Annotated in this window: 16 protein-coding genes; 7 read left to right on the forward strand and 9 right to left on the reverse strand. The window is 44.5% G+C overall.

What is annotated here, in order from left to right; all coding sequences use genetic code 11:
- Positions 1 to 84: 84 nt before the first annotated feature.
- The gene (ftsH, locus tag AB4161_RS09890; RefSeq protein ID WP_372083279.1) at positions 85 to 2,052 is read right to left on the reverse strand and encodes an ATP-dependent zinc metalloprotease FtsH; all 1,968 of its coding nucleotides are present in this window, start codon (positions 2,050 to 2,052) and stop codon (positions 85 to 87) included.
- Between the two features lie 107 nt (positions 2,053 to 2,159).
- Complete coding sequence (rlmE, locus tag AB4161_RS09895) at positions 2,160 to 2,789, reverse strand: 23S rRNA (uridine(2552)-2'-O)-methyltransferase RlmE (protein ID WP_017059396.1); 630 nt, start codon at positions 2,787 to 2,789, stop codon at positions 2,160 to 2,162.
- A gap of 114 nt (positions 2,790 to 2,903) precedes the next feature.
- Here rlmE and yhbY point away from each other — a divergent pair, with 114 nt between their 5' ends.
- Entirely contained in the window at positions 2,904 to 3,200 is a 297-nt protein-coding gene (gene yhbY, locus AB4161_RS09900) for a ribosome assembly RNA-binding protein YhbY (RefSeq protein ID WP_004738252.1), read from the forward strand.
- Between the two features lie 125 nt (positions 3,201 to 3,325).
- On the opposite strand, the gene greA is transcribed toward yhbY, so the two are convergent.
- Entirely contained in the window at positions 3,326 to 3,799 is a 474-nt protein-coding gene (greA, locus tag AB4161_RS09905; protein WP_017059397.1) for a transcription elongation factor GreA, read from the reverse strand.
- Positions 3,800 to 4,310: 511 nt separating this feature from the next.
- Between greA and AB4161_RS09910 the strand changes: the two genes are divergently transcribed.
- Together AB4161_RS09910 and dacB are read left to right on the forward strand one after the other, a co-directional pair.
- On the forward strand, positions 4,311 to 5,369 hold the full coding sequence (locus tag AB4161_RS09910; protein WP_372083280.1) for a porin: 1,059 nt from the start codon (positions 4,311 to 4,313) through the stop codon (positions 5,367 to 5,369).
- A gap of 111 nt (positions 5,370 to 5,480) precedes the next feature.
- Entirely contained in the window at positions 5,481 to 6,914 is a 1,434-nt protein-coding gene (dacB, locus tag AB4161_RS09915) for a serine-type D-Ala-D-Ala carboxypeptidase (protein WP_372083281.1), read from the forward strand.
- 125 nt (positions 6,915 to 7,039) lie between these two features.
- Here the strand turns inward: dacB and AB4161_RS09920 are convergent, their stop codons facing one another.
- Positions 7,040 to 7,885, reverse strand: coding sequence for a magnesium transporter (locus AB4161_RS09920; protein ID WP_372083282.1), 846 nt, complete (start codon positions 7,883 to 7,885; stop codon positions 7,040 to 7,042).
- Between the two features lie 381 nt (positions 7,886 to 8,266).
- Positions 8,267 to 9,454, reverse strand: a complete 1,188-nt coding sequence (gene tyrS, locus AB4161_RS09925) for a tyrosine--tRNA ligase (protein WP_017059402.1) — start codon at positions 9,452 to 9,454, stop codon at positions 8,267 to 8,269.
- 129 nt (positions 9,455 to 9,583) lie between these two features.
- On the opposite strand from tyrS, the gene AB4161_RS09930 reads away from it, so the two are divergent.
- Complete coding sequence (locus AB4161_RS09930) at positions 9,584 to 10,873, forward strand: peptidoglycan DD-metalloendopeptidase family protein (protein ID WP_065584911.1); 1,290 nt, start codon at positions 9,584 to 9,586, stop codon at positions 10,871 to 10,873.
- A gap of 84 nt (positions 10,874 to 10,957) precedes the next feature.
- Here AB4161_RS09930 and AB4161_RS09935 read toward each other — a convergent pair whose 3' ends face one another.
- From AB4161_RS09935 to erpA, 3 genes are all read right to left on the reverse strand, one after another.
- The gene (locus tag AB4161_RS09935) at positions 10,958 to 14,050 is read right to left on the reverse strand and encodes an efflux RND transporter permease subunit (protein ID WP_372083283.1); all 3,093 of its coding nucleotides are present in this window, start codon (positions 14,048 to 14,050) and stop codon (positions 10,958 to 10,960) included.
- Between the two features lie 10 nt (positions 14,051 to 14,060).
- Positions 14,061 to 15,185, reverse strand: a complete 1,125-nt coding sequence (locus tag AB4161_RS09940) for an efflux RND transporter periplasmic adaptor subunit (protein WP_017059405.1) — start codon at positions 15,183 to 15,185, stop codon at positions 14,061 to 14,063.
- Positions 15,186 to 15,456: 271 nt separating this feature from the next.
- Positions 15,457 to 15,798 (reverse strand): iron-sulfur cluster insertion protein ErpA, encoded by a 342-nt coding sequence (gene erpA / locus AB4161_RS09945; RefSeq protein WP_004734539.1) that lies wholly within the window; start codon positions 15,796 to 15,798, stop codon positions 15,457 to 15,459.
- Between the two features lie 296 nt (positions 15,799 to 16,094).
- Between erpA and hemL the strand changes: the two genes are divergently transcribed.
- Positions 16,095 to 17,390, forward strand: coding sequence for a glutamate-1-semialdehyde 2,1-aminomutase (gene hemL, locus AB4161_RS09950; RefSeq protein WP_010436060.1), 1,296 nt, complete (start codon positions 16,095 to 16,097; stop codon positions 17,388 to 17,390).
- Between the two features lie 140 nt (positions 17,391 to 17,530).
- Here the strand turns inward: hemL and AB4161_RS09955 are convergent, their stop codons facing one another.
- Positions 17,531 to 17,656, reverse strand: a complete 126-nt coding sequence (locus AB4161_RS09955) for a hypothetical protein (protein ID WP_004734537.1) — start codon at positions 17,654 to 17,656, stop codon at positions 17,531 to 17,533.
- Between the two features lie 76 nt (positions 17,657 to 17,732).
- Between AB4161_RS09955 and AB4161_RS09960 the strand changes: the two genes are divergently transcribed.
- Together AB4161_RS09960 and rsmC are read left to right on the forward strand one after the other, a co-directional pair.
- Complete coding sequence (locus tag AB4161_RS09960) at positions 17,733 to 18,818, forward strand: AI-2E family transporter (protein ID WP_017059406.1); 1,086 nt, start codon at positions 17,733 to 17,735, stop codon at positions 18,816 to 18,818.
- 110 nt (positions 18,819 to 18,928) lie between these two features.
- Positions 18,929 to 19,951, forward strand: coding sequence for a 16S rRNA (guanine(1207)-N(2))-methyltransferase RsmC (gene rsmC, locus AB4161_RS09965; RefSeq protein WP_017066801.1), 1,023 nt, complete (start codon positions 18,929 to 18,931; stop codon positions 19,949 to 19,951).
- Positions 19,952 to 20,130 lie beyond the last annotated feature (179 nt).

The following is a 20,130-nucleotide window of genomic DNA, read 5'->3' on the forward strand; positions in this document are numbered from 1 at the left end:
GGTGGGTCTTAAAGGTAAAAACATCTAGGGCTAGAAACAGAAAAACCCTGAGCGTACTCAGGGTTTTAATTTAAAGCTTAGCAATTAAGAATCTTTGTTTTGAGCATCATCTGCTTCAGATTTAGCTTCTTCAACTTTCGACTCTTCAGCTTTTGGTTCAGCTGTTGCTTCTTCTGATTTCGCTTCAGGTTTTGCTTCTTCCTTTGTAGGTTCAGCTTTTACCTGATCACCCCAACCAGCTGGATCACGAATCTCTTGCTTACGCTCCATCAAGTCATCAATTTGACCTGCATCGATCGTTTCGAACTTCATTAGAGCGTCTTTCATCGAATGCATGATATCCATGTTATCTTCAAGAATCTTCTTAGCTCTATCGTAGTTACGGTCGATAAGGATACGAATCTCTTCATCGATAAGCTTAGTCGTGTCATCAGAAACGTGCTTAGCTTGGCTCATGCCGCGACCTAGGAAAACTTCACCTTCTTCTTCTGCGTAAAGAAGAGGACCCAATTTCTCAGAGAAGCCCCACTGCGTAACCATCTTACGAGCAATATCAGTTGCACGTTCGATATCGTTAGACGCACCAGTTGACACTTTGTCTTTACCGTAAATAAGTTCTTCAGCAAGACGACCACCGTACAGGCTAGAAATCATAGACTCTAGATGTTGGCGAGACATGCTCACACGATCTTGCTCTGGCAAGTACATGGTTACACCAAGCGCACGACCACGTGGAATGATTGACACCTTGTACACTGGATCGTGTTCAGGTACCAAACGACCAACAATTGCGTGACCCGCTTCGTGGTAAGCCGTTGACTCTTTCACTTCTTCAGACATAACCATTGAACGGCGCTCTGCACCCATCATAATTTTGTCTTTCGCAAGTTCAAACTCAACCATAGATACATTGCGCTTGTTACCACGAGCAGCAAATAGCGCCGCTTCGTTCACAAGGTTCGCAAGATCTGCACCAGAGAAGCCTGGAGTACCACGAGCGATCAGCGACGGTTCAACATCACCTGATAGTGGCACTTTACGCATGTGTACTTTAAGAATCTGTTCACGACCACGTACATCCGGTAGACCAACCACAACTTGACGGTCAAAACGACCAGGACGAAGTAATGCAGGGTCTAGTACGTCTGGACGGTTAGTCGCAGCGATAACGATAATACCTTCGTTACCTTCGAAACCATCCATCTCAACCAACATTTGGTTCAGTGTTTGTTCACGTTCATCGTGACCACCACCAACACCAGCGCCACGTTGACGACCTACAGCATCAATTTCATCGATAAAGATGATACAAGGTGCCGCTTTCTTCGCTTGTTCGAACATGTCACGCACACGAGATGCACCAACACCAACAAACATTTCAACGAAGTCAGAACCAGAGATAGTAAAGAACGGTACTTTCGCTTCACCGGCAATCGCTTTTGCAAGCAATGTTTTACCCGTACCAGGAGGACCAACCAACAGGATACCTGTCGGGATCTTACCACCTAGCTTTTGGAAGCGGCTTGGGTCACGAAGGTAGTCCACAAGCTCTTTCACGTCTTCTTTAGCTTCGTCACAACCAGCAACATCAGCAAACATGGTTTTGATTTGTTCTTCGCTCATCATTCGAGCTTTACTCTTACCGAAAGACATCGCGCCTTTACCGCCGCCGCCGCCTTGCATTTGACGCATGAAGAAAATCCATACACCAATCAGTAAGATCATTGGGAACCATGAGATGAAGATAGTGCCAAGCAGGCTCTGCTCTTCAGGTGGTGTACCCTGAACTTTTACGTTTTGATTAATTAAGTCATCAAGTAGCTTTTGATCATAAACAGGCATGTAAGTTACATACTTAGAACCACCACCACGACGTGTGAAAGTGATTTCGCTGTTATTGAACTGTGCGTCTTGAATCTGGCCTTGGCCAACTTCCTGTACAAACGTGGTGTAATCTACTGCTCTGCCGTTACTTTCCCCAGGGCCGAAGCTCTGGAATACCGACATCAACACTACCGCGATAACAAGCCACAGAATTAAATTTTTTGCCATGTCACTCAAGGTGTAAGCCTCTCGATAACTAATTGTAATTAAAGGTAGGGTACTACAGTTTGTAACCTGTAGCCATGTTGTTAACTCTCACTCTTGGAAGAGAATCGTTAACCTTTGTAACCAGTGGCTACGATAAACACTTCACGAGATCGAGCTCGAGAAGAGTCGGGTTTTCTAACTTTTACTGTTTTAAACATCTCACGGACGTCCTTAACGTATTGGTCAAACCCTTCGCCTTGGAATACTTTTACAACAAAACTACCATTGGTAGCTAGAACTTGTCGACACATATCCAAAGCTAATTCAACTAAATACATAGCTCTTGGCTGATCCACAGAATTGTTGCCTGCTATATTAGGTGCCATATCTGACATCACGACATCAACCATGTTTGGTTGTATACGTTCCAACAAGGCATCTAGCACAGCTTCTTCGCGGAAATCGCCTTGTAAAAAGCTAACACCAGCAATCGGATCCATTGGTAACAAGTCACACGCAATGATTTGTCCGTTGTCTCCAACAATCTTAGCAGCATATTGAGACCAACCGCCAGGTGCTGCACCCAAATCCACAATGGTCATCCCAGGAGACAGCAATTTATCTTTCGTTTGAATCTCTTCCATTTTGAAATAAGCACGTGAACGATAGCCTTTCTTTCTTGCTTCATTTGCGTACTTGTCGTCGAAGTGTTCCTTCAACCAACGGCCTGAACTGGCCGAGTGTTTCTGTTTGCTCATTGGATACCTAAATTGGAGGAAAGTACTAATTGCTGAATAAATTATAGTCTTCAGCTTTAGATGGCGTTAAAATAGGTTTTTTCAACCCTAATAGTAAAGAAAATTGGCCGCGTAATGAACCTAAGTACCAAACAAAAGCAGCATCTAAAGGGCCTAGCTCACAGTTTAAAACCTGTTGTGCTAATGGGCGCAAATGGACTTACTGAAGCTGTTCTAGCGGAAATCGAATTAGCTCTAGACCACCACGAACTGATCAAGATTAAAGTTGCATCAGAAGACCGTGAGACTAAGCAACTGATTATCGATGCAATTGTACGTGAAACTAAAGCTGAGAAAGTACAGACTATCGGTAAAGTTCTAGTACTGTTCCGCCAGTCAGAAGCACGTAAAATCGAGATTCCACGTAAATAAGCGAGTTTGATATAAGCTAACTTCACTAATAGGAAGCCACAGCGCTTATCTTTTAGTGTAGCGTGAGAAACGAAAAAGGTCGCATTTAGCGACCTTTTTACTTATCAGAAACAAAGAAAATTCAATTAGATATATTCTACTTTGTCGATTTCGAAGTCTTTGTCACCACCAGGGGTAGAGATCATGACTTCGTCGCCTTCCATTTTACCGATAAGACCGCGAGCAATTGGCGATTTCACAGAAATGCGACCCGTTTTGATGTCTGCTTCGTCTTCTGAAACGATTTGGTAGCGGAACTCATCATCGGTATCCACATCAATCAGTGTCACTGTCGTACCAAAGATAATCTTGCCCGTATTATCCATTTGCGTTACATCGATGATCTGAGCCAGTGATAGCTTATATTCAATATCACGGATCTGAGCTTCACAAATACCCTGCTCTTCACGAGCGGCGTGGTATTCAGCATTCTCTTTCAGGTCACCTAGTTCACGTGCTTCACCAATAGCTGCTGAGATAACAGGGCGTAGCTTAAGTAGGCGATCTAATTCGTCACGTAGCTGCTGAGCGCCACGTACTGTCATTGGAACCTTTTCCATTTTTTACCTCTATGCCAAAGCTTTCTTTGGCCAACATAAATACACCCAACGTATTTATTGGGTGATAGAAACAAAACGATTTGGCTTAGTGTAAACAAACTTTATGGCTAAATCACCTTTATTCCACTTTGCGTTATAAAAGCTTTATCTAGGTCTAAATTACAGACATCACAAAAATGAATAATAACCTCCCCATCAATAAGTGGAGAGCTAAATACCTAAAAAAACAAAAAACAAACAAAATAAACACAGATCACACTTTTATAAAATACACTCAAAAACAACCACTTAAACAAAAAAGATATAATAAAACAGTGTTCATTTTTTAGTTTTATATCATTTTACTAACTGACCATGGAACTTTAGAGGTAAAAAGTAACCCATGGATTGCACTGGCATTTTCAGACTTCTGTTCTAATCATGATTATGAAGCCTGATTAATACAGGCAATACACAAAAGGGTTCAAATCCTTAATAAAACTTCTATGGACAGTAATTAGGAAATAATAACATGAACAAGACTATGATCGCGCTTGCTGTATCTGCTGCAGCTCTTGCTACTAACGCAGTGGCAGCCGACGGTAAACAAGCTGGTGATATTGCCGGTACTTCTGTATACAGCTCAAACGGCACTTCTCTAGAAATCGGTGGTCGTGCTGAAGCTCGTCTATCTCTAAAAGATGGCAAAGCTGAAGACAAAACACGTGTACGTCTTAACTTCCTAGGTAAAGTCGAAATCCAAGACGGCCTATACGGTGTTGGTTTCTACGAAGGCGAATTCACAACTGCTGAAAACGGCGGCTCTACTGATAACAACGACGGCGACATCACTAACCGTTACACGTACGCTGGTATTGGCGGTACATTCGGTGAAGTTACATACGGTAAAAACGACGGTGCGCTAGGCGTTATCACTGACTTTACCGATATCATGTCTTACCACGGTAACTCAGCGGCAGACAAAATCGCAGTAGCTGATCGTTCAGACAACATGCTTTCTTACAAAGGTCAATTCCAAGACCTAGGCTTAAAAGCAAGCTACCGCTTCGCTGACCGTGATGTTGACGCTAACGATGAGTTCAGCGACAACGGTAAAGATGGCTACTCTCTATCTGCTATCTACGCAATCGGCGATTCTGGCGTTAAGCTAGGTGCTGGTTACGCAGACCAAGATCAATCTAACGAATACATGCTTTCTGCATCTTACCGCATGAGCGATTTCTACTTCGCTGGTGTATTCACTGATGGCGAAAAACAGACTACAGGTGTAATCAAGAACGATTCTGTAGACTACACAGGTTACGAATTCGCAGCAGCATACACACTAGATAAAACTGCATTCACGCTAACGTACAACAATGCAGAAACTGACGGTGAAACTTCTGCAGATAACGTTGCAATCGATGCAACTTACTACTTCAAGCCTAACTTCCGTACTTACATCTCGTACAATTTCAACCTAATCTCTGAAAATGATACGATCGGTACAACAAACCTAGCTTCTAACGGCAAAGCAACTTCTGCTCAAGCTGAAGACGAAATCGCTCTAGGTCTACGTTACGACTTCTAATTCTGATTATCTAATTGATTAATTAGTTAATTGAGAATCAAAACGCCCGCTATCTAGCGGGCGTTTTTTATATCTGTATACTAAAAACATCAGCCATCCAAGAAATCTTCTATGCGCCTTCTATCCACACTACTGGTATGTAGTTTTTCCATTAGCGCTTTCTCAGTTAACGCTTTCGCTTACCCCCCTCTAGATAAACTGCCTGATGGCAGTAGCACCAGTGTAATTTTGGAATCCCTGAAAGGCGATTCAAACAAACTGAATTCCAATAGTGATGGCTTCTATCCACCCGCCAGTACTTTAAAGCTGGTGACAGCTTTGGCGGCTAAGTTGGAGTTAGGGGATGACTTTCACTACACGACCAATATTGTTCGTTCTGGGAGTGACTCAATCATTTCATTTAGTGGCGATCCAACACTACAACGTGAGCAGCTTAAAAGCCTTTTGGCTCAATACGCTAAGTCTCAGTCCAGAGCCATCAAAGGCAACTTATACCTCGATAACTCGGCTTATACCGGCTATCAGCGAGCGGTGGGTTGGCCTTGGGACATTCTAGGGGTTTGTTACAGCGCGCCTTCTAGTGCAATGACCTTAGACAGCAACTGCGCACAAGCCTCTATTTATACAAAAGATAATGGTGCGACACGCGTTTATATTCCCGCTCACTATCCGATAGACGTGACGACCACCGCAGCGACAGTAACTCGCTCTGGGCAGAAGGCAACACAATGCGACTTAGAGCTCACCACCACACCAGATAACGCTTACAAGCTCTCTGGTTGCTTGGTTGAGCGTAAAAAGCCACTGCCACTCAAGTTCGCGATTCAAAATCCAGAACTTTACACCTATCAAGTCGTTACATCGCTTCTCAAAGAACTGAAAATAGAAGTAAAAGGTGATGTGATTATTGGTAAAAAAGCGCAAGCAGACAAAACCACGTTAGTCGCTAGTCACAACTCAGAAAAGCTTCCTGAACTGCTCGATATCATGCTCAAGAAGTCAGATAACCTTATCGCAGATAATCTAACTAAAACGCTAGGAGCAACATTTTATGTTCAACCGGGCAGCTTCAATAACGGCACTGAAGCAATAAAACAGATACTGCTGACCAAGGCTAATATTGACCTCAGTAAAGCGCAGCTCGTCGATGGTTCAGGGTTATCCAGAAATAACCGAATGAGGTCACAGACCATGGCTCAAGTGCTTCGTTATATCTGGGAAAACGATCAACAGCTCAGCCTGATTGAGGCTATGCCTACATCTGGCACTGATGGAACGCTCAAATACCGTCAGAGCATGAGAAAAGCACCGATTCAAGGCAACATTATCGCCAAGAGTGGTTCTCTATACGGCAGTTACAACATGGCGGGATACGGATTAGATAAAGCGGGAAAACCAAACTCTCTGTTTGTACAATTTGTCCGTGATTACTTCCCTGAAGAACAAGATCCAGACAAACCAGTGGAAGCACCTATCACCCAGTTTGAGCGTGCTTTCTACAAAGATGTGGTCGAGTTCAGTCAAACACAAAGCAAATCTAAGTAATGCTTAGCTCTGTGTAAACTTCTGCTCAAACAATAAAAATGGCGCTGAAGACCTTCAATCTGCAGCGCCATTTTTGTTTCTCAGATGTATTTAGCTATTTTTATAGGTGCCTATTTTTATAGGAGCTAAGCGATACCGAGGAATGAGTTAACCACAGTGAAGTAGATCCACATTCCTGAGATATCAACTATGGAAGCAAGCACTGGGCTCACTAACACCGCTGGATCAAGCTTAAATAGCCTAGCGACTATCGGTAACCCGCCGCCAAGCACGGTTGATATGGTCACCTGAATGAACAGCGCTACCGCAATCGCTAACGCAATCATGTTGATGTCATAGCCACCTGTCGATTGGTTTTCGCTAAATAGCAGAATACGTCCAATCATCACTACGGCAATCGCTAGAGCTAGACAAATAGCAACTCTAAACTCTTTCCACAGAACGTGAGCCCATTGGCGTTTTTTCAACTCACCTGTGGCTAAGGCTCGGATCACCAAAGTCGCGGCTTGTGTTCCGGTGTTACCACCAGCAGCAGCAATTACCGGCATGTAGATTGCCAAAAGTACTAACTGACTGAGAATGTCTTCATACTGAGCAATGATAAGCCCTGAGACGATTCCCAATAGTGCTAACGCAATAATCCAACCGATACGCTGCCTAACGTGGCTCATGACGCCAGTAGAAAGGTAGCCCTGCTGAGGTTCTACCTCTGAGTAGATCAGCCCTAGTTGGTGAGCTAGATGTCGAGAACGCTTCTCAAAGCCCTGCTCTTCTAGCTCACTAAGTAAAGTCTGAATCGTACTAAGAGAGCATTGTCCCAGCACTAGCACCGCATCTTCGAGCGGCATTCGGTTCAAAAGGTTAATTTGTTGTTCACGTCCGTACTGTTGAAATGCATTCGATACAGCTTGGATGTCTTGCTCTGAGTACAGAGCTTCAATAGATAAAAAAGTGTTGTTCATTACCGTCATGGCGAATCTCCCGATTGGCAAAGGTAACGACCATCAAAACAAATAGCCTATAGCTAATACACCAAGAGCGTACAGCTAAGCGCACCAAGAGCTGAAAGCTACTGATGTGTCTACTTGTTAGAATCTAGTGTGTGGAAAAGAATGCGGGGGAAAACAAAGATACCCTACCTGAACGGCAGGACAATAGATCAATACCGAGACAGGTCATTCTTCTCCATTCAAACTGGGAGGATGGTCGGTATTGTTCATAAAAATCTCCAGAATTACTGTCAATTTGACAGCGCGCATAGTGTAGCAATAGGCGTTTCAAAGTTTCGTCAATTTTAAGTCAATAAAAAAGGCATCCGTGGATGCCTTTGGTTCAATTATTGATGTACATTATTACTTAATAGTAATACGAGCAAACTTACGCTTACCTACTTGGTAAACGGCAGTACCTGCTTCAGGCACGAATTTGCTGTCTTCAATCTTCTCGCCTTCAAGCTTAGCAGCGCCTTGCTTGATCATACGCATCGCATCAGAAGTCGAGTTTACAAGACCCGCTTCTTTTAGAACGTTCGCAATTGGCAGGCCTGCTTCGAATTCAAACTCCGGCATTTCATCAGGAACTTGGTTCTTAGCAAAACGGTTAACGAACTCTTGCTCAGCGGCTTCAGCATCTGCTTCACTGTGGAAACGAGCGATGATCTCTTTAGCAAGAAGCACTTTAACGTCACGCGGGTTCTTACCTGCATCAACGCCAGCTTTCAGTTCCGCAACTTCTTCAAGAGGACGGAAAGACAGCAGCTCGTAGTAGCTCCACATTAGATCGTCAGAGATAGACATGATCTTACCAAACATCTCGCTTGGTGCTTCGCTAATACCGATGTAGTTATGCGCAGACTTAGACATCTTCTTAACACCGTCTAGACCAACAAGTAGTGGCATCATTAGTACCGCTTGTGGTTTTTGACCTGCTGCTTTTTGCAGTTCACGACCCATTAGAAGGTTAAACTTCTGGTCAGTACCGCCAAGCTCAACGTCGCTCTCTAGTGCAACAGAGTCGTGACCTTGTAGAAGTGGGTACATGAATTCGTGGATTGCGATCGGTTGACCACCAGCGTAACGCTTTTTGAAGTCATCACGCTCAAGCATACGAGCAACAGTTTGGTTAGAAGCAAGACGAATCATGCCTTCAGCGCCAAGCTCAGATAGCCATTCAGAGTTGAAACGAATTTGCGTCTTCGCAGGATCTAGAATCTTGAATACTTGCTCTTTGTAAGTTTCAGCATTCTTCAATACGTCTTCGCGGCTTAGCGGTGGACGTGTTGAGTTTTTACCTGATGGGTCACCAACCATTGCAGTGAAATCACCGATAAGGAATGTCACTTCATGACCAAGCTCTTGGAAAGCACGAAGCTTGTTAAAGATAACCGTATGGCCTAGGTGGATATCTGGAGCTGTTGGATCGGCACCCAGCTTAATGCGTAAAGGACGACCTTCTTTTAGTTTTGCAATCAGTTCGTCTTCTGGAATCAGTTCTTCTACGCCACGTTTGATCTCGGCTAGTGCAGCTTCAATACTCGCCATTCTTGTTCACTCCCACAGATTTGGCAAAAATACATTAATTAGACATCTTACTTGAATAGCGATGTATTTTGAAACCAGTTACACTATTCCGTCGTCGATTTTCATAATATTTACAGAACGAACCGGAACATGTTGTCTATTTTTGCACGCCTTCCTATTTTGCACCGGGCTTTTATCGCATTTTTTAGTGCCATAATTTTCGTCGCGATTTTCTTACTCCCCGACGTCAACAGTTTGCGTGACGATTCGGGCGCTTTAGTTGTGGGAAAACATTACCCACTGACTATCAATGCCTCTGCACTTATTAGCTCAAGTGACGCTCCACCGACGGCAGTGCTCAATTGGGAGAAATACACCGTTCGCTCTGGCGAAAGCACCTCTGTTTTATTTGAACGTATTGGCCTCTCATACCGTCTGCTGATCACGCTACTCAATACCAATAATGATATTAAGAAGCAGCTGTCTAACCTAAGACCTGGTGATGTCTTGCAGTTCGGCTTTGATGAAAACAACGACCTTATTCAGTTAAAACGACAACTTAGTGCGTTTGAAAGCTTCAAGATCACTAAATCTGGCGATTCTTTCTCATCAAGTTTCGACAAAAAAGAAGTGGTATACCAATACAATTATGCCGAAGCCAACATCACCTCTAACTTCTGGAACGCTGGCGTCAGCGCAGGTTTAACCGCAAACCAAATTATGGAACTGGCCGGCATCTTCGGTTGGGATATCGACTTTGCGTTAGATATTCGTAAGAACGACAGCTTCAAAATCTTATACCAAGAGAAAGTGGTTGAAGGTGAAGTAGTTGGTCGCGGTAAGATCATGGCAGCCGTATTCAAAAACCAAGGCGATTCATTTACCGCGGTATTGGATGATAAAAGCGGCAACTACTTCGATGAAAATGGTCGTGCGATGAAGAAGGCGTTCTTGCGCTCACCAATTGATTTTCGTCGCGTAACATCGAACTTTAACCCTACCAGGAGACACCCAGTAACCGGTAAGATTCGAGCTCACCGCGGTACTGACTACGCAGCCCCTGTTGGCACGCCTATCTGGGCAGCCGGTGACGGTATTGTTCAGAAGTCAGGTTACAACCAATTCAATGGTAACTACGTGTTCATCCGCCACAGCAACACCTACATCACCAAGTACCTGCACATGAAGCGACGTATGGTGAAAACCGGTCAGCGCGTAAAACAAGGCCAAACCATTGGTACTTTGGGCGGTACAGGCCGTGTGACTGGCCCGCACTTACATTATGAATTCTTGGTTAATGGCGTACATAAAAATGCGCGTACCGTGAAATTGCCTCAATCCAAGTCGTTAACTGGTAAAGCAAAAGCAACCTTTATTGCCAACTCAGAGATTCGATTAAGAAACCTTGAGCGATACGGTCAGTTACTAGCGACTAACTAGGCGTTTGTAGCTTCACTGCAAAATAGAAAAATGCAAAGAGCGCCCATCAAGGCGCTCTTTTTTATGCTCACATACCACAACTAGCTACTGTTTTTCAGGTTTGTTGTTCCGTCCAAGCATTAACAAACAAGGGGTTAATACTAAAGTCAGCACCGTGGCAAACGCCAAACCACCAGCAATAGCGGTCGCAAGCTGTGACCACCATTGTGTACTTGGCGCGCCAAACTCTATCTTTTGATTAATCAGGTCGATGTTCATCTCTAACACCATCGGCATTAAACCTAAGATAGTCGTAACCGTCGTGAGCATTACTGGCCTTAAACGCTGAACACCGGTTCTTAGAATCGCATCTCGCTTGTCCAAGCCTCTTTTGATGAGCTGATTATAAGTATCAATCAACACGATGTTGTTGTTCACGACTATGCCGGCGAGCGCTATTACCCCAATTCCCGACATCACAATGCCAAACGGACGTTGGAAGATCAGTAAGCCAACGAACACGCCAACGGTCGAAAACAATACAGCACTCAGAATCAAAAACGCTTGATAGAAGCTATTGAACTGAGTAATCAGAATCAAAGCCATTACCGCCAAAGCAACCAAGAAAGCACTTTGTAAAAAGGCTGACGAGTTTTCTTGTTCTTCGTTTTGACCACGGATGCGAAATTCCACGCTACTCGGCAGCCCTAGCTCACTCAATGCTTGTTCGATCTTTGGTAGTTCGAGAGCAAGGTTATACCCTTCTTCCATATCCGCCATGATGTTCACCACACGCTTGCCATCAAGGCGTTTAATGGTGTCTTGCTTATGGTCGGGAACGATCTGAGCGAAATTAGTAATAGGTACTAAACCTGCTGGCGTTTTCACCCTAAGCTGGTCGAAGCGCCCGATATCACGCTTATCATTAGGGTAGCGCACCAAGATATCGACCTCTTCTGAAGAGTCATCGGGCAGATAATCACCAATCTTGAGACCATTAGTCACGAATTGAACGGTGTTACCCACTAAGGTCGCATCAGCTGCAAAGCGCGCAGCATCGTCGCGGCGAATATCCACCTTCCAATCGATGCCATCTTTACTCGCAGTATCGCTGATATTGGTCAGTGCTTTATTTCCATCAGCCCAACCTCTCACAATTTTTGCAGCTTGATTGAGCTGCTCTGGAGTTCTTGCCGACAGCTCAATCACTAAGTCATTTTCAACTGGAGGCCCAGCATCAGGGAACTTATATTCAATCTCAACACCAGCGTATTGATCGGTTTGTACCTTCAACTCATCAATAATCGCCTTAACGCTGCGTCGATATTGCCAGTCAACAGGCGTAATTGAGATCAAACCAATCTGGTCGTCACCACCAGTACGCGTGTAAACGGTATCGAACTCATCATGATTGAGCATCATCAGTTCAATATCACGCATGATGTCATCCTTTTCTTGGATAGACAGATCCCCATGCGAGCGAACTTTGACATTAAAGAATGGCGGATCAACTTCTGGGAAGAACTCTGCACCTAGACCCGCTTTTGAATAAGTAAAACCAACTGCAACCGCGAGCAGTATCGCACTGAACAAAATCTTAAAGGGGTGTTTAATCGCTAAAGAAAGCGTGTGGTAGTAAGCCTTGGTTAAACCAGTAGCCTGTGAAAAGTCACCATTATGCAGTGCGACCATTCGAGCTTGGCTTTTAGACGATACGTATTGAGGTTTGCCAATCAAACCGCCCAGCACGGGCACAAACAACAACGCCATGATCAATGATGCAGTTAAAGTCGCGATCAGAGTTAGTGGTAAGAACTTCATAAATTCGCCCGTCACATCAGGCCAAAACAGTAACGGAGCAAATGCGGCTAAGGTTGTGGCAGTCGATGCGGTTATCGGCCACGCCATCCGTTTCGCTGCATCTCGGTAAGCGGCTTTGCGCCCTTCACCCTCTTGCATTCGCCTGTCTGCAAATTCGGTCACCACAATCGCACCGTCTACTAGCATCCCCACCGCCATAATCAGAGAGAACAGCACTACGATGTTGACGGTTAAGCCAAACACCGAAAGAACCAATAACCCGGTTAGGAATGAGCCTGGAATGGAAATACCCACTAACAAAGCGGTACGCACACCAAGAATCGCGATGATAACGATCACCACCAGAATAATGGCGGATAAGATATTGTTTTGCAGATCATTAAGCATGATCTTCACATCTTTAGATTCATCCCAGGTGTATTTGACCAACAGGTTATTTGGCCATTCCGCTTGCTGCTGAGCACCAGCCATTACCGCTTTGACTAGCTCAACGGTTTCGATGATGTTCTCACCTGCACGCTTCTTGATATCCAACACCACCGCAGATTTGCCATCTAAACGAGCAAAACTTTCAGGATCTCGAAACGCTCGACGAACCGTAGCGACATCGCCAAAAGTGACCACCTGCTTGCCATCCACTTTAATAGGCAACTCAAGCACGTCTTTTAAGGAGTTAAATACCGAAGGGACTTTGACAGAAAAACGTCCGTAGCCAGTATCAACAAAACCTGCGGCCACCACTCGGTTATTCAAAGCAATCAGATTATAGATGTCCGCTTGATCTAGGCTGTAACTCTCCATCAATAATGGATCAACGATGATTTCTACTATGTCATCGCGATCGCCTGCAATGTCGACTTCAAGGATTTGGCGATAGCTTTCTAATTTGTCTCCAAGCTCTCGGGCAATTTGCACTATGGTGCGCTCAGGAACGGTACCGAATAGCACAACAGACAAAACAGGTTGCTCAGAAGCCAGCGTCACCTCATTTACGGTCGGTTCGTCACTGTCTTCTGGTAGTTTTGGTTTAGCCAGATCAACCGCGTCACGCACATCGGCCATTGCTTTGGTGAGATCGACGCCAACATTAAACTCCAACACAACAGAGGCATGCCCTTCTGCTGCGGTTGCTGTCATCTCTTTTACGCCTTCAATCGACCTCAGCTCTTGCTCAATAGGTCGAACCAATAAACGTTCTGCATCCGTTGGCGAGATCCCTTGGTGCCCGACCGAAACATAGATAATTGGGATGGTAATGTCTGGGCTCGATTCCTTAGGTATCGTGATATAGGTGAAGACACCGGCTACAAGGATTAACGCTAAAAGGGAGAGCATTGTTCGAGCACGAGACAAGGCTGCATCAATAATTGAATACATCGGTTATCTCCTACTCTGCGGTTACGTTAGAGAGTTCAGCGACTTGCTCAACAGCAATCACCGAATCACCATCACGCACAAACCCTTGGCCTACTGTGATGATATCGACGCGTTGACCTAGCCCCGTGAGCCAGACTCCATCTTGTTCGGCCTTTACTAGCTGAATGCCTACAAACTTCACCGTTGGTGAGTCATCGACTGAAACCAAGGTTTTGACCCCTAGGTTACCCGCCTCATCCAATGCTAGCATCGCCGGTGTTATCTTTATTGCATCTCTTGTTTCTAGGTTGAGTTTAACTTCGGCACTGACACCTGCTGGTAATAGGCCTTTAGAGTTATCGATTTCTATCTCGATTGGGAAGGTATTAGTAGCAACAGAAGAGATACGAGAAACATAGCGTAAACGGCCTTCCGCTTCTTCTCGCCCTAACAAACGAACCAAAGCAGATTGATTGACTAGCAAATGTTGGATATGACGCTCACTGACATCCGCCTCAATAACCAAAGGATCGAGGTCAATCACGCCAGCAACAGGATCGCCAACACTAACGAAATCACCGAGCTCCACCATCAAATCTTGAACCACACCCGAAAAAGGCGAAGTAATCACAGTATTCTTTAAAGCCAATTCCGCATTGCGCATCATGGCTTTTGCTTCTGTTAATGAAGCCTCAGCTGTGGTGTAGGCGATTTCACCTTGCAGTCCTCTTTTCTTCAGTGACTGCGCCGCTTTGAACTCTTTCTGCTTCAAGCGATATAACGCAGATGCTCGCTCTAGTTGAATCTCTAAATCACCCTTATCTATCTGGGCAATGGCTTGTCCTGCTTTAACCATCCCCCCCTTAACAACATTCAATCTGACAATCTTACCCGCGACTTCTGCACCTAGACGAGCATGCCTATCGGGCGCCGTTCTTCCATAGAGATCAATCGTTTTAAAGGTCGGTGATGAGGTGAAGGTTTGAAAGGAAACCTTAGCCAGCGGAATTTCTGTTGCCTTTTTTTCAGGTGACTCTTCTGCTTGCCCTACGCCTAAACCAAGCCAGATCGACAACAACACGACTAGAGTCAGAGAAACCAGCCACGGCTGCTTCAATTTCTGAAAAAGTGGTGAGTTAGAAAATAGAGTGGGCATAACAAATCCTTTTGTCCGATGTCATTCAGGCGCGCTAGTTGGCTTAATAGCGTGATGTGCAACTTCCTTATGCACAAAGGTAACCTTAACAGACCAATCCTCAACGAAGTTGGACGCTATCGACAGTTTAAAAAATATGCCGTGTACTAAAAATGAGAGGAATGCTTTGAAAAGTAATAAGTTACTAAGTAAAAACAAAAACGCCGAACATAAGTTCGGCGTTTGAAATGTATCTAATACAGCTTTGAGCTCAAGCTATTTTCAACTCATGCTATACGCTGAATGATGCGCCACAACCACATGTTGTTGTAGCGTTCGGGTTGTTCACAAAGAAGCGTGCGCCTTCTAGGCCTTCAGTGTAATCAACCATGCCGCCCATTAGGTATTGTAGGCTCATTGGATCAACAACCAGCGTTACACCGCTGTTTACAATTGTAGTGTCGCCATCATTTACTTTTTCATCAAATGTGAAGCCGTATTGGAAACCGCTACAACCACCACCTGTAATGTATACACGCAGTTTTAGTTCTGGGTTTTCTTCTTCAGCAATTAGCGTTTGTACGCGGGTAGCTGCTGCATCAGAAAAAGACAATGGGATATTTACTTCGCTCACGACAACCTCTCTTACCTGTGTCAAAAACAACATGATACAAATCTAATTCGAGACCATAGTTGTTGAGTATTTTCTTATATTCCGGTGATTATCTAATACCTGACTGAAACGTTCAAGTATTCACCACAGGATCGGTCCTTTTACTGCTGTAAACTCGCCAATATCTAACAATTAAAACGTGTAACCACACAAAACAACCAGATTCGGGTGATTATCTGGGCGAAAGCATTCCTAGTTGGATTAGGGATAGGTACAATGCGTGCCAATTGGTCCGACAGTCAAAAGAGGATATATCAATGACCAAATCAGCAGAGCTGTACGAAAAAGCACAGCAAACCATTCCTGGTGGCGTAAACTCTCCAGTTCGTGCATTCAATGGCGTAGGTGGTTCTCCAATCTTCGTTGAACGCGCTGATGGCCCACTTATTTTTGATGCTGATGGTAAAGCGTATATCGATTACGTTGGCTCTTGGGGTCCAATGATCCTTGGTCACAACCACGCGGTTATTCGTGACGCAGTTATTGCAGCAGCTCAACGCGGCCTTAGCTTCGGTGCTCCAACCGAAACTGAAATCAAAATGGCTGAACTGGTATCTGAGATGGTTCCATCAATGGAACAACTACGTATGGTGAGCTCAGGTACAGAAGCAACAATGAGCGCGATTCGTCTAGCTCGTGGCTTCACTGGTCGTGACAAAATTCTTAAGTTTGAAGGCTGCTACCACGGCCACGCAGACAGTCTACTGGTAAAAGCTGGTTCCGGCGCACTGACTTTAGGTCAACCAAGCTCTCCTGGTGTACCGGCTGACTTTGCTAAGCTGACATTAACGGCAACCTTCAACAATCTAGATTCAGTACGTGAAATCTTCGCAGCAAACAAAGGCGAGATCGCTTGTATCATCGTTGAGCCAGTAGCGGGTAACATGAACTGTATCCCTCCTGTAGAAGGCTTCCACGAAGGTCTACGTGAAATCTGTGATCAAGAAGGTGCATTGCTAATCTTTGATGAAGTAATGACAGGTTTCCGCGTTGCTGAAGGTTGTGCTCAGGCTTACTACAACATCAAGCCAGACCTAACGTGTCTTGGTAAAGTGATTGGCGGCGGCATGCCTGTCGGTGCTTTCGGTGGTCGTAAAGACGTGATGCAATACATCGCACCAACTGGCCCTGTTTACCAAGCGGGTACGCTTTCAGGTAACCCTGTTGCAATGGCTGCTGGCTACGCATGTTTGAACCTTCTACGAGAAGAAGGCAACGAAAAGCGTCTAGCTTCAAAAACTAAGCAGTTGGCAAAAGGCTTCAAGCAACTTGCTGACAAGCACGGCATCCCGATGCTAGTTCATCAAGTTGGCGGTATGTTTGGTTTCTTCTTCACTGACCAAGAAACTGTGACGTGCTACGAAGATGTAACTAAGTGTGATGTAGAACGCTTCAAGCGCTTCTTCCACCTAATGTTAGATCACGGTGTTTACCTTGCACCTTCAGCATTCGAAGCAAGCTTTACTTCTCTTGCTCATGGTTCAAAAGAACTTGATGCAACACTAGAAGCTGCTGACCGCTCTCTTGCGATCATTGCTGCTGAAAGCAAATAATCGAAAGCACTTTATAAGTCGCTAACCGATTGAATTTAGGGCTGCATTAAATGCAGCCCTTTTTTATATATCGCGCTCACCAGCCACAAATATGACAGCTTATTTAGCCGTCGACTAAGGCTAAAGCTGAACCAAAAGCATTAACGTTCCCAGAAAAGGAAAACCAACAACATCAAGGTACCAAGGAACATTCTGAACCAAGGGATCTCTTTTTTTGTTTGCTGTTCTTCGTCTTGGCATTTCTTATCTTTATTACAGCATCCCATTATCAAAACTCCTCATTGCTAACTCTCTGTTTTGCAGCCATTATAAACTCAGAACGCAAATATAGAGACCATTACCGTGTCAGAAAAACTCAAAATCAATTCCAGCCACTGGGTGATCATCATTGCCCTACTCGCGGCGGCTTATGCTTGTTACTTGCTTATCGAGCCATACGTTAACTCTATCGTGATGGCCTTTATCATTTCACTATTGATGTTCCCAATCCATGAGTGGCTTGAAAAAAAGCTCCCGAATAAAGAAAACATCGTCTCTCTGCTGTCTTGTATCATACTGACCTTCATTATTGTTATCCCTTTATTGGCAGTATTCGCAGCAATTGTTCAGCAAGGTTCTCTGTTCTCTCAGAATACTTACCAATGGGTGACCCACGGTGGCATTCAGACTCTGTTTGCTCATCCGTTAGTGGTCAAAGCGCTGTCATTTGTGAATAACTACCTGCCTTTCGACAACATTGAGCCCCAAGCCATCGCACAAAAAGTCGGTGAGTTTGCGACCAGCTTTGGTTCTAAGCTAGTTGGTATCAGTGCCAAAATCTTAGGTGACGCAACCAATTTCTTGATGGATTTCTTCTTGATGCTGTTCGTTTTGTTCTTCTTATTAAGAGATCATGACAAAATCATCAGTGTGGTTCGTCATATTCTGCCGCTGTCTCGTAGCCAAGAAGACAAACTTCTAACAGAGATAGAACAAGTATCTAAATCAGCAGTAATGGGCTCATTCTTAACCGCAATCGCGCAAGGTTTTGCCGGCGGTTTAGGTATGTGGATTGCCGGTTTCCCAGGTCTATTCTGGGGTACTATGATGGGCTTTGCCTCTTTCATCCCAGTTGTGGGTACCGCATTAATCTGGATTCCAGCAGCAACCTACTTGTTCCTAACTGGTGATACCACGTGGGCGATTTTCCTAACGGTTTACTGTGTAGCGATTGTTGGTTCAATTGATAACCTTCTGCGTCCGCTGCTAATGCAAGGCAGTGCAGGCATGAATACCCTGATGATCTTCTTCTCACTATTGGGTGGTATTCAACTGTTTGGCCTAATTGGTCTTATCTACGGACCATTGATATTTGCGATTACCATTGTCCTATTCAACATCTACGATGAAGAGTTTAAGGACTTTTTAAACCAGCAAGACAAGAGTTAACGAACTTGACGTCAACTTGATTGGCGAACCCGTATTAAACACTTCAAGCTTTGGGCGGATTATGCGAAAATCCGCCCTCATTTTTTGCTAACGATTCAACAGAGTGTCCTATGTCAGCTTATATTGCCCCAAGCCAGATTGCTCAACGCCAACTCGCCTACTTTGAAGGCAAACATGTTTTAGTTGCCGGTGAGGCAGAAGATTTGTTCCCTGTTGAGTTAGCGAAGCATTGTGAATCTGTCTCTGTGTTTACTTCTAATTACAGCTACTACCGTCAATTAGAAGGCTACAACACCATCCAACGTTTTTATGGTGCGGAGTTTACCGAAGAGACCAAAGCCGACTTAGTGATGTTGTACTGGCCAAAAGCCAAAGCGGAAGCGGAATTTTTGTTGGCGATGCTATTTGCCAAGCTAGGCAAAGATACCGAGATCGTCGTGGTTGGTGAAAACCGTTCAGGCGTGAAAAGCATCGAGAAGATGTTTGCTCCTTACGGCAAAGTTGTTAAATACGATTCAGCGCGTCGTTGCTCTTTCTACTGGGGTCAATGCTTCGAGCAACCACAAGCGTTCAACCTGCAAGACTGGTTTAAGACCTACACGGTTAACATTGGTGAGCAATCACTTACGGTAAAAAGCCTTCCTGGCGTCTTCAGTCACGGTCAATTCGATGTCGGTAGCCAACTTCTGTTGGATACTCTGCCAAAACTAAAAGGCAAGGTACTGGATTTTGGCTGTGGTGCAGGCGTATTGGGCGCGGTGATGGCATCTCGTAACCCAGATATCGAGCTAGAAATGTGCGACATCAGTGCATTTGCCGTGGCATCAAGCCAAGCAACGCTAGAAGCGAATGGTTTAACGGGTAAAGTCTTCGCATCCGATGTCTATTCTGATACTGCAGAAGACTATCAGTTCATCATCAGTAACCCACCATTCCATTCAGGTTTAGACACTAGCTACAGCGCGACTGAGACCTTACTTTCTCAGGCTCCTAAGCATTTGAAGCGTTCTGGTGAGATGATTATTGTTGCGAATAGTTTCTTAAAATACATTCCAATTATTGAACAAGCGTTTGGAAAATGCGCGACTCTAAATAAGACCACTAAATTCGCGATCTATCACGCAAACAAATAACCTCTCTAGCACAGCGCAGGGTCATTATCTGCGCTGTCTGTTCATATTTTTGTCAAAACTCTATAAAAATGAGCTTTTGCACACGCTTTAAATACCACTTACTTGTCAAAGTAAAAAAACTCGTTAATTTCGTTAAATTGGAACCCGTTAATTCTATTCTCTGTACTTGTTTTCGCCCC

Source organism: Vibrio sp. 10N.286.51.E5, assembly GCF_041469125.1.
GTDB lineage: Bacteria > Pseudomonadota > Gammaproteobacteria > Enterobacterales > Vibrionaceae > Vibrio > Vibrio crassostreae_C.